Source organism: Rheinheimera sp., assembly GCF_036568245.1.
Classification (GTDB): Bacteria; Pseudomonadota; Gammaproteobacteria; order Enterobacterales; family Alteromonadaceae; genus Alishewanella.
In genome coordinates this window covers 1-10,234 of the sequence record NZ_DATCSY010000070.1, presented here as the reverse complement: position 1 = coordinate 10,234, position 10,234 = coordinate 1, and the positions used below count along the sequence as shown (strand labels likewise).

Genomic DNA, 10,234 nt, shown 5'->3' with positions numbered 1-10,234 from the left:
TACTTTCCTCCCGCCGTTGTGCAATCTGCGCTGTGCGCACCCCCGGTTACTAAAACCGGGGGCTTTTTAACCCTAAATGCGGTGCCGGCCTTCACACACTTCTTCCACCAGTTTGCGGTTAAATGCGGCCAAATCGTCAGGAAAGCGGCTGGTAACCAGGCCATTATCGACGACGACATCTTCATCTACCCACTGTGCCCCGGCGTTTTTCAGATCGGTTTGAATGCTGGCATAAGAGGTGACTTTACGGCCTTGTAATACACCGGCTTCGGCCAGTAACCAGGGGCCATGGCAAATAGCGGCTACCGGTTTGTTGGTGTTATCACTGAAAAAGCCCTGAATAAATTGGATCGCCTGTTTATCCTGGCGCAGAGTATCAGGGTTAATTAAGCCGCCTGGCAGTACCAGGCCATCGTAGTCGGCAGCATCGACCTCTTCCAGCGTTTTATCGACCCTGACTTCATCAGCCCAGTTTTTACCGGACCAGCCTTTGATGCTACCGCTTTGCAGAGAAATAACATCTACTTTAGCACCGGCGGTCAACAGTGCTTCACGTGGTGACTCCAGTTCACTTTGTTCAAAGCCGTCAGTTGCCAGTATTGCTACTTTTTTACCTGAAAGTTTGTTCTGTGTGTTCATACTCAGTCTCCTCTTGGTGATTAAACAGTTTTTGTTAAACAAATTGGCATCCTGCAGGGGGCTTGGGCGATCTGAAAACAGCCAAATTTACATCGCACCCTGTAAAACTTACCTGCAATGCGGTGGGCGAACAGCCCCTCTTTGACGCGGTTCAGATATCTTCCAGCCGGTTGGCGCCGTGCATCATCTGCTGCGATTCATTCACTTCCAGATCCCGTACCTCTGCCAGCAACTCCTGCATTTTCGGCGGTTGGCTGCGGTCATATAAGTTCTGGTATAACAAGATGATAAGCTGATGCTGTTTTTCCACTTCCGTGATGATTTCGGTGGTGTTCATCAGCGCAAAATCTTCATCGCAGGCGGCGTCAACCATCAGCGGGTGCCGGTCCAGGTGCTCGGTGCACCAGGTGTTAAGCGCTTTGTCTTCACCCAGGTGTTTAAAACCCAGTACACAAGCCGCCAGACGCAGTTCTTTATCTGCCAGATAATCCAGCAACATACCTGAGCGCTCATTCTGCTGTAGTTGGGCACATTGACGGAAACACTGTGATAAGTGCAGGTGATAGCCTGACGTCCAGTCCAGTAAGTCCCTGAATGACTCAACGCGCATAATTCCTCCTTACCGTAGTTGTCAGGGATGTCTTACTGTAATCCTATGCAAAGATGAGGCCGGGTAGCTAAGGTGGTGGTTAAGGAGCAGGAAACAATGGGGCTTTATTGCGCAGTGTTTGTCGCTAAGGTTAGTTGTTTACTGAGTGCCCGAATAAGCGGGTAGAGCTGCTGGCTAACAACATGGCAGACAGTAAAATCTGCCACAGATTGCCAGATAATCTCTGCAGCATCTTCCTCTGTTGCTAAAAACCGTTCGGCGGTGCGACTGTCTTCCAGCACTATATCAACCCTGCCTTGCAGCATCAGACCGAAGGCTTGTTCGTCATTAGCAACAGCGACCCTTTTGCCGACGAAATGCTGTAACTCTGCCATTTTAAAGCCGCGGATATGACTTATCAGCAGCTCAGGGCGCCCACGCCAGTCAATCAAACTGCTGGCTGACAAGCTGTAAGCGTTAAGTTGTAATTTTTCCAGCGGCACCGGCACAACTTGCAAGTCTGAATCCGTATCATCTAACTGGCAGATCCGAAACAAATCGGCGTCTATGTCGCCTTCGCGCAATAAGTGCAAGCGTCGCTGTGAAGGCAACTCAACAAACAGCGGTTGGTAACCCAGCTGCAGATAGGCATTGCTTACCTGCTGCTGGATTTTTTGTCTCAGAGCCGTGTCACCCAAAGGAATACCAATACGCACTGGCTGTGCGAATACACAACAACAGAGTATTGATAAAGCAAGCAGCAGAGCATGCGCAGTTATTCTCACACGACAACCCGGGTACGACAGATATCACCAGTATAGCCAAAGCAGGCTCAGCTTCTATAGTTTTGCTGCTACGGAAAACTGGTTATCGTTTTCAAGTAACCCTGATGCCAGCAACTGAAACGCCTGTATGGCTTTGGGCATAACATCCTGCGGGGTTGAGCTGGCCGCTATCCACAGCGCGGCGTTCAGCGCGGCACCGCTTAATAAGCGGGCAGCCGCTTCCGCATCGACCGGTTTGATAACGTGTTGGGCAATCAAACGTTCTACTGTTAAGCGGGTTGCCTGCAGGCAACTGCTTTGGCTTGGCCATTGGGAAGGATCACCCAGCACCGCTGGGCCATCCAGTAACACAATGCGCTGCACTTCAGGCTCCAATGCCATGCGGATATAGGCAGCACCTTCTGCCAGCAAGCCCTGAAATTCATCTTGCTCTTTGGCACCTATGGCATGCGCCCGCATTGCCATATCTGAATCTATCTGTTCAACCACTGCCGCCAGCAAGCCGCGCTTGTCACCAAAGTTATGGTACAAAGCGCCGCGTGTTAAGCCTGCGTCAGCTGTCAGCTCATCCATAGATGCACCGGCGTAGCCTTTTTCTGCAAAGGCTTTTCGGGCGGCTGTTATTAATTTCGCCCGGTTATCGGCCATATTTTGAATACGCTTATTCACGTTAGTACCCTCAACGTTATGCACATACGCCGCGTATATTAAATTGACATACGTCTCGTATGTTATTATCTTATATACGCAGCGTATGTATAGCAGAAAGCCATACCGCTTGTGAAGAGCAGCAAGGCGCCGTTGTTGATATCTGTTGTAAAACACTAACTTGAGGTAAAAATTATGTCTGAACGCGAAGCTATTTTCCCGGCCAACCGCCATGCCCTGTATGAAGAACATGGCTATTCAGCAGCTATCCGCTCTGGTGATCTGTTATTTGTCTCCGGCCAGGTTGGCAGCCTGCCGGATGGCAGTCCTGAGCCGGATTTCACCCGTCAGGTTGAACTGGCTTTTGATAATCTGCAAGCCACACTGGCGGCAGCTGGATGCACGCTGGATGATATTGTGGATGTCACCACCTTTCATACCGATCCACAAAACCAGTTCGACAGCATAATGCGGGTGAAACAGAAAGTATTTCCGGTTAAGCCATATCCAAACTGGACCGCCGTTGGCGTAACCTGGTTGTCTGGTTTTGATTTTGAGATAAAAGTGATTGCCCGTATCCCGCATTAACCTGTGCGGGTTTGCTTAATGCATAGTACTGACATTTAGTGATAGCCTGTGGTTGTTCAATCACTTACCGAGACCTCTGATGTTGAATGTCCGTGCTGTGTTATTAACCATTCTGGCCTTGCTTGCCTTTGCGGGTAATTCATTACTGTGCCGCATGGCTCTGGCCTATACCAGCATGGATGCTGCCAGTTTTACAACGGTAAGGTTGTTATCCGGAGCTTTAGTGTTGTGGCTGCTGGTCGCGCTGCGATCGGGTTCGTCACAAGCGCAGGGTAGCTGGTTGTCGGCATTGGCACTGTTTGTTTATGCAGCTGGGTTTTCCTTTGCTTATCTTCAACTTAATACCGGCGTTGGCGCCCTGATTCTTTTTGGCGCAGTTCAAAGCAGCATGATTGGTTATGGTTTATGGCGCGGCGAGCGTTTCTCTGCCCGGCAATGGCTGGGATTGTTACTGGCCTGCGCGGGTTTAACCGGCTTATTACTACCGGGGTTGTCGGCGCCGCCGCTAATGGGAGCAGTGCTGATGCTAACGGCGGGTTTTGCCTGGGCAGTATACTCACTGCGTGGCAAAGGTGCTGCTAATCCGCTACAGGTTACCGCTGGTAATTTTGCCCGCACCTTGCCGATGACACTGCTGCTAAGTGCTGCCTTACTTGGGCAGCTGTCGCTCGACAGCTACGGCATGTTGTACGCAGTGTTATCCGGCGCACTAACATCAGGCGTAGGCTATGCCATCTGGTACAGCGTTTTGCCGTTATTGAAAGCCACAACTGCTGCGACGGTGCAGTTAACCGTACCGCTGCTGGCGGCGATTGCCGGCATACTGATATTAGATGAACCGCTGACACTGCGTCTGATATTGGCATCGGTGGCCATTTTAGGCGGTATAGCGCTGGTGGTGTTAAAACCTGTGCTGAAGTCAGGATAAAAAATCCCCCGCTGTAGCGGGGGATTGAACAATCGAAATGGCGCGTGGTTACACGCTTAGTACTTGGCCGCCACACCTTCAGCAGGCAGCGCGCCCAGAATAAACTCACGCAGGTCGTCGTTTGATTTTTTCAGATCTTCGCGTCGCAGGTACATCATATGACCACTGCGGTAACCTTTAAAACTCAGGCGGTGTTTCATTTTACCGCTTGGGTCTAACTGCCACATGTTGTATTTGGCATCGAAATAGTTGGTCGCACCGTCATAGTAACCGGATTGCGTCATCACTTTCAGGTAAGGGTTTTGTGCCATTGCCTGGCGCAGGTTTTCGCCGGTGTTGTCGTCGCTTCTGTCCCACGGGTGTACCGGGCCAAACATGTTGTATTTGATATCAGTTTTGTAGTTAAGCTCATCACGCAGATAGTGATTAATGGCTGGTGTGAAAGAATGCAGCCAGGAGGTCAGTTCAGCGTTGTAATCTGGCCGGTCACCGGCATCGCTTTTATCTATGCCTAAATAGCGGGAATCAAGCCGGCCAACGGTCTGACCGCGGTCACGCAGTAATTCTTTCCAGAAATAGCGGGGTGGAATATCCAGGTTATTTTGCAGTATAGCTTCTACTGACAAGCCTGAGTAAGTTGCAACCTGCTGCGCAATGCGCTGCTTTTCGTCGCTGCTGATCGCGTTGCCTTTAGCCAATGCTGGCAGGTACTGATTCAGGGTAAAGTCTTCCACCTCTGGCAGTACATCATACAAATCTTTTTGCTGCAGTTCAGTCGTAAGCTTTTTGTGGTACCAGGCAGTGGCAGCGAAATACGGCAGACGGTTGGCTGCTTCTACCGGGCCTTCGCGTTTAATACCCAGTTCGGTCGGCGATACCAGAATGACGCCATTTAAATACAGCCATTGCTGGTTTTGCAGTGCCAGTGCCAGGCCGGAAACGCGGGTGGTACCATAGCTTTCGCCAATTAAGAATTTTGGTGACTGCCAGCGCTCATTGCGGGTAACGAACGTATTGACCCACTCTGCCAGGTACTTTACATCGGCATTGACGCCGAAGAACATTTTCTGCTGCTGATCTTTAGACGGCATTTTACCGTCTTTACCCGGCAGAACCCGTGAGTAACCGGTATTGACCGGGTTCACAAACACAATGTCGGCGACATCCAGTACTGAATAAGGGTTGGTTTTCACGCCATACGGCTGCAGCGGGTAACCTTCATCATCAATGATCAGTGATTTCGGGCCGGTATAGGCAACATGCATCCAGACAGACGCTGAGCCCGGACCGCCGTTAAATGAAATCAGCAGTGGCCTTTTGCTGCGATCTTTAATGTCACTGCGCTGGTAATAGGTATAAAACAGCGTAGCAGTTGGGTTGCCTTCCTCGTCCCAAACCGGTTGGGTGCCGGTAGTGGCTGTGTAGCCGAAGCGTTTACCGTTTACTTCGGTTTTATGTTCGGTAACCACTTTACTGTCAATTTCTATCTGGCGCTCTGTCGCCATTACTGCTGCGCTGCTTAGCAATAACAGCAGCGCGAACGATTTAAGTAGCTGCATAAGATCCTCGGATTTCTCTGGTTATTATCATTTTAGCCTGTTCTGTTTAACGTAAAAACGTACACAATTCAAAGTAGTTGAGACCAGCAAACGAAAAAACGCTGCCATGTACTGTAGCTAAAGCGGGAAGCGAAACAAGTTAATAACGCGAATTGTTATCAGTAGTATGTTATTGAAAATAAACAAATTTTTGCTTTTTATGTTGAGTTGAGCTACACTTTGCAGCATATTTTAGGCCGGACAAAAAGGGTCATGTTATGAAAGGTAACCCGCAGGTGTTGTCAAAACTCAATGAAGTGCTGACAGCCGAATTAACCTCTATTAATCAGTATTTTCTGCACGCTCGCATCTATAAGAACTGGGGCTTAAAAGCGCTGAATGATGTGTGTTACAAGAAGTCGATTAAAGACATGAAGCAGGCCGATGAGTTGATTGAACGCATCTTAATGCTTGAAGGGCTACCTAATTTGCAGGCGCTTGGCAAGTTGCGCATTGGTGAAGACACACCTGAAATGTTGCTGTGCGATATGGAGTTTCAGACCGAGCAGCTGCCGTTGCTAAAGGCAACGATTGCGCTGTGTGAAGCCGAGCAGGATTATGTCAGCCGCGATATTCTGACTGAAATTCTGGAATACGAAGAAGAGCACCTGGATTGGCTGGAAACCCAGCAGCACCAAATCAGTACTATGGGGCTGGCAAATTATCTGCAAGCTCAGCTGGGAGGCGAATAATAATGAAGGGCAATAAGAAAGTGATTGATGCGCTGAACCTGCTACTGGCCAATGAACTGGCGGCGATGGATCAGTATTTTATTCATTCGCGTATGTATCACGACTGGGGCTTACATAAGCTGTTTGAGCGTATTGATCATGAGTTTGACGACGAGAAAGGCCATGCTTCAGCATTAATTGAGCGCATTATTTTCCTCGAAGGTGTGCCGGATATGACCAAACGTGATGCTATTCACGTTGGCCATGATGTGCCAACCATGCTGCAAAACGACTTGCAGGTTGAATACACTGTACAGAAGTTACTGAAACAGACAATGGCACTGTGTGAACAGGAACAGGACTATGTGACCCGTGCCATGCTGCAGCAATTACTGGACGATACCGAAGTTGATCACGCGCACTGGCTGGAGCAACAGCTTAACCTGATCAAACTGCTTGGCCTGCCCAATTACCTGCAGTCACAAATGTAAGCAGACAACTGCTTTCAGTTGGCGTAAAAGCAGTATTTTAATTTTGCATGAAGCGCCGCCAGTTCGGCTTTGCCGTGTGGTTGGCGCTGATACAGCCGGGTCAGGGCCACTAGCGGCATATACAACATATCCAGACAGATCTGTTTCTGACCGGCGCTGCTCTCAACACAAACAGCAGTTTCGGCCAGCGTAAACAGCGCATAACGCAGGCACCATTCCTGTAACAGGCAGTTATGCTGTAGCTCAAGTTGGGTAGCCAACCGGCAACAGCAACCACAATAGTCTGACACCAGGCGATAATAGTCGGTATCTACAGCGCCATTTTGCTTCAGATGGCGGCTTAAACGGCTGAAATCCTGCCATAGTGCAGTATCAAGCAACATACATTCCCTCAAAAGTGATTTGGCAGGCATTAGTGCACACTGGTTGATGCCGGTAGCAGTGTTTTTGCTGCAACTGACGGGCACAGCTGTGTTGATAGCAAGCTTAAGCGATGCATTTCCCGTCGCAGGTTACAGCTTTCCCGCAACAGCGCCACACTGGCCGGATGGGCCGCTGGTATAGTCTGCTGTAACTGTGTTACCTGCTGCAAACTGCGGTTTAATGTACTCAGGCAGCGACGCCAGCGCTGTTGCCGGGCATAGGTTTCTGCCAGATTCTGAATGCTGATGGAAAAACAAATGACGAGTAGCGTTATGCTGTCCTGGCCATGATGGCTGTCGGCAGCCCGGATCTGCTGCTGATAGTGAGGCCAGGCGTCGGTCAGTAACATCGCGGCTTGTTGATACAATGCCGCCGCCAGCTGAAAGTGTTCATGGGCAAAAGCGCTGTTGGCTTGCCTGATTAGCTGTTTCCACTGTTCGATTGTATCCATATATCACCTCGCAAAACGGTTTAGCTAAATATGGCTTGTTTTTTCCATCAATGCAAATGATAATGATTATCAATAAAATCTGAGGAAGTGACAAGTATGAACTTTACCTTACCGACATTACCTTATGCCTATGATGCACTGGAACCTCATCTGGATGCGCTGACAATGGAAATTCATCACAGCCGCCATCATCAGACATATGTAAATGGCTTAAATGCAGCTTTAGAAGGCAGTGCTTATACTGACTGGCCGCTTGAGCGTTTATTGCGCGAAATTCAGACGCTGCCGCCTGCGTTGCAACAAGGGGTGCGTAATCATGGCGGTGGCCATGCGAACCACAGTTTATTCTGGCAGGTTATGACTCCCGGCGGCGGGGGCGAGCCCAAGGGGCAGCTGTTCGCTGCGATAATACGCGACTTTGGCAGCTTTGATAATTTCAAACAGCAGTTTGTCCAGGCTGCGCTTAGCCGGTTTGGCAGCGGCTGGGCCTGGTTGGTGCAGGACAGTCAGGGCGCTTTGCAGATAACCAGCAGTGCTAATCAGGACAGCCCGTTAATGGATGGTTTAACACCGATACTTGGTCTGGATGTATGGGAGCACGCGTATTACCTCAGGTATCAGAATAAAAGGCCGGAATATGTCGGCGCATTTTTTAATGTTATTAACTGGCAGCAGGTTGCTGCCTGGTATCAGGCAGGTATATGAAATTATTAGCCGCAACAGCATCACCGCTAAAGCGGGCACGTAAGCTTGCCGGTGCGCTTATTGTTATCCTGGGTGCAAGCTATGCTATGCAGCAGCTTTTGTTGTTATTGCAACAACAGCCACAGGTAAGGCATGCGTTTTATGCCGGGCTGATGGCTGCAACAGCAACGGCTGCCGGCACCTTGCCTGCATTGTTCTTACACCGGCTATCACAGAAGCTGCATGATGTGATGTTGGGGTTTGGTGCCGGTGTGATGCTTGCGGCCTGTATGTTTTCACTGATTATGCCTGCATTGGCGCTGCTGGCAGTGCGAGATGCGGCAGTGTGGTATGCGCCGGGCAATGTCGCCATGGCTATTTTACTGGGCGCTGGCTTTATGCTGCTGTTGGAGCGGCTGGTGCCGCATCAACACTTTATTAAAGACGAAGACCGGTTAAGAGGGCAGACGCTGCGGCGCAGTTGGCTGTTTGTATTTGCTATAGCGCTGCACAATATGCCTGAGGGGCTGGCAATAGGGGCGTCTTTTGCCGGTGGTGACGATGGCGCCGCTAAAGCACTGGCCATCGGTATTTCAGTACAGGATATTCCGGAAGGGTTAGTGGTGGCGATGGCTCTGCTGGCAGTGGGTTATAGCCGGGTGTTTGCAGTCGGCATTGGTATGTTATCTGGCTTGACTGAACCTGTAATGGCGCTGCTTGGTGCAACCGTACTGACTGGCTCAGGCTTATTGCTGCCACTGGGATTGGCATTTGCGGCCGGTGCTATGTTGTTTGTCATCAGCCACGAAATGATCCCTGAATCGCACCGGCAAGGGCATGAACTGGCGGCAACTAATGGCCTGATGCTGGGTTTTGTCCTGATGATGTTACTGGATACCGCGCTGGGCTGAGTGCCCGGCCGACACATTTTATTACAATCCATTTCGGCCTTGTACTGGCTGGCGCTTTCGCATTTCACTACAGTAGACGGCACAAAAACACTTCTTTATTTCCCCGGGTAATTACATGAAAAAGATATTTGTCATCAGCGCCATTGCTTTGGCCGTACTGACAGGTTGCGCTGCAGAGCAGCGTGCAGCAGTGGATAACCTTGTAACACAACAGGTTGCGGGCGAAGTGCTGGCAAGCCCGAATGACAAACGGGCGTATAAAACGCTGTTGCTGCCAAATAAAGTCGAAGTGATGCTGGTGTCTGATCCGGATGCACAAAAGTCAGCCGCCGCACTCAGTGTTGGTGTCGGTTTGCTACAGGATCCGATGAGTCAGCAGGGCATGGCGCATTATTTAGAGCACATGCTGTTTCTTGGCACCGAGCGTTACCCGGATACCAAAGGCTACAGCGAGTTTATGACCGCCAACGGCGGCGCACAAAACGCCTATACCTGGCTTGATATCACCAACTATATGTTTAAGGTCAATAACAACGCTTATGATGAAGCGCTTGACCGCTTTTCAGATTTCTTTAAAGCGCCGAAGCTGTACCCGGAATACACCGAAAAAGAAAAAAATGCAGTGAATGCTGAATGGTCAATGCGCCGTGAAATGGACTTTTTTGGCCAGTACAATTTATCGCGCAGTATGATGGGCAACCACCCGGCAAACCGCTTTCTGATAGGTAACCTGGAAACACTGGGTGATAAAGACAACAGCAAATTGCACCCGCAAACGGTCGAGTTTTATAACCGCTATTATTCCGGCAACCTTATGAAGGTGGCACT

14 protein-coding genes are annotated in these 10,234 nt (G+C 49.9%); 7 read left to right on the top strand and 7 right to left on the bottom strand.

What is annotated here, in order from left to right; all coding sequences use genetic code 11:
- Positions 1–72: 72 nt before the first annotated feature.
- The 4 genes from VIN66_RS03165 to VIN66_RS03150 form a co-directional block, all read right to left on the bottom strand.
- On the bottom strand, positions 73–639 hold the full coding sequence (locus VIN66_RS03165) for a type 1 glutamine amidotransferase domain-containing protein (protein ID WP_331922635.1): 567 nt from the start codon (positions 637–639) through the stop codon (positions 73–75).
- A 151-nt stretch (positions 640–790) separates the two neighbouring features.
- Positions 791–1,249, bottom strand: coding sequence for an ATPase (locus VIN66_RS03160; protein ID WP_331922634.1), 459 nt, complete (start codon positions 1,247–1,249; stop codon positions 791–793).
- A 104-nt stretch (positions 1,250–1,353) separates the two neighbouring features.
- On the bottom strand, positions 1,354–1,944 hold the full coding sequence (locus VIN66_RS03155; protein WP_331922633.1) for a hypothetical protein: 591 nt from the start codon (positions 1,942–1,944) through the stop codon (positions 1,354–1,356).
- A gap of 123 nt (positions 1,945–2,067) precedes the next feature.
- Positions 2,068–2,682 (bottom strand): TetR/AcrR family transcriptional regulator, encoded by a 615-nt coding sequence (locus tag VIN66_RS03150; RefSeq protein WP_331922632.1) that lies wholly within the window; start codon positions 2,680–2,682, stop codon positions 2,068–2,070.
- A 174-nt stretch (positions 2,683–2,856) separates the two neighbouring features.
- Here VIN66_RS03150 and VIN66_RS03145 point away from each other — a divergent pair, with 174 nt between their 5' ends.
- Complete coding sequence (locus VIN66_RS03145; protein WP_134052455.1) at positions 2,857–3,249, top strand: RidA family protein; 393 nt, start codon at positions 2,857–2,859, stop codon at positions 3,247–3,249.
- Positions 3,250–3,328: 79 nt separating this feature from the next.
- Positions 3,329–4,177 (top strand): DMT family transporter, encoded by an 849-nt coding sequence (locus VIN66_RS03140; protein ID WP_331922631.1) that lies wholly within the window; start codon positions 3,329–3,331, stop codon positions 4,175–4,177.
- A gap of 56 nt (positions 4,178–4,233) precedes the next feature.
- Here the strand turns inward: VIN66_RS03140 and VIN66_RS03135 are convergent, their stop codons facing one another.
- Entirely contained in the window at positions 4,234–5,736 is a 1,503-nt protein-coding gene (locus tag VIN66_RS03135; RefSeq protein WP_331922630.1) for a S10 family peptidase, read from the bottom strand.
- A gap of 257 nt (positions 5,737–5,993) precedes the next feature.
- Between VIN66_RS03135 and bfr (VIN66_RS03130) the strand changes: the two genes are divergently transcribed.
- Both bfr (VIN66_RS03130) and bfr (VIN66_RS03125) read left to right on the top strand, forming a co-directional pair.
- Positions 5,994–6,467 carry a bacterioferritin gene (gene bfr, locus VIN66_RS03130; RefSeq protein WP_134052449.1) on the top strand — a complete coding sequence of 158 codons (474 nt, stop codon included), beginning with the start codon at positions 5,994–5,996 and terminating at the stop codon, positions 6,465–6,467.
- A gap of 2 nt (positions 6,468–6,469) precedes the next feature.
- The gene (gene bfr, locus VIN66_RS03125) at positions 6,470–6,937 is read left to right on the top strand and encodes a bacterioferritin (RefSeq protein WP_226766534.1); all 468 of its coding nucleotides are present in this window, start codon (positions 6,470–6,472) and stop codon (positions 6,935–6,937) included.
- A 14-nt stretch (positions 6,938–6,951) separates the two neighbouring features.
- Here the strand turns inward: bfr (VIN66_RS03125) and VIN66_RS03120 are convergent, their stop codons facing one another.
- A complete protein-coding gene (locus VIN66_RS03120; protein WP_331922629.1) occupies positions 6,952–7,320 on the bottom strand; it encodes a hypothetical protein in 369 nt (122 codons plus the stop codon).
- Positions 7,321–7,349: 29 nt separating this feature from the next.
- Positions 7,350–7,811 carry a hypothetical protein gene (locus VIN66_RS03115; RefSeq protein WP_331922628.1) on the bottom strand — a complete coding sequence of 154 codons (462 nt, stop codon included), beginning with the start codon at positions 7,809–7,811 and terminating at the stop codon, positions 7,350–7,352.
- Between the two features lie 96 nt (positions 7,812–7,907).
- On the opposite strand from VIN66_RS03115, the gene VIN66_RS03110 reads away from it, so the two are divergent.
- The 3 genes from VIN66_RS03110 to VIN66_RS03100 form a co-directional block, all read left to right on the top strand.
- Positions 7,908–8,516 carry a superoxide dismutase gene (locus tag VIN66_RS03110; protein ID WP_331922627.1) on the top strand — a complete coding sequence of 203 codons (609 nt, stop codon included), beginning with the start codon at positions 7,908–7,910 and terminating at the stop codon, positions 8,514–8,516.
- Positions 8,513–9,406: a ZIP family metal transporter gene (locus VIN66_RS03105; RefSeq protein WP_331922626.1), complete on the top strand. Its 894-nt coding sequence runs from the start codon at positions 8,513–8,515 to the stop codon at positions 9,404–9,406. Before VIN66_RS03110 ends, VIN66_RS03105 begins: the two co-directional genes overlap by 4 nt.
- Positions 9,407–9,521: 115 nt before the next feature.
- Positions 9,522–10,234 (top strand): insulinase family protein (locus VIN66_RS03100; RefSeq protein ID WP_331922625.1); only part of this gene is annotated, 713 nt, incomplete at its 3' end.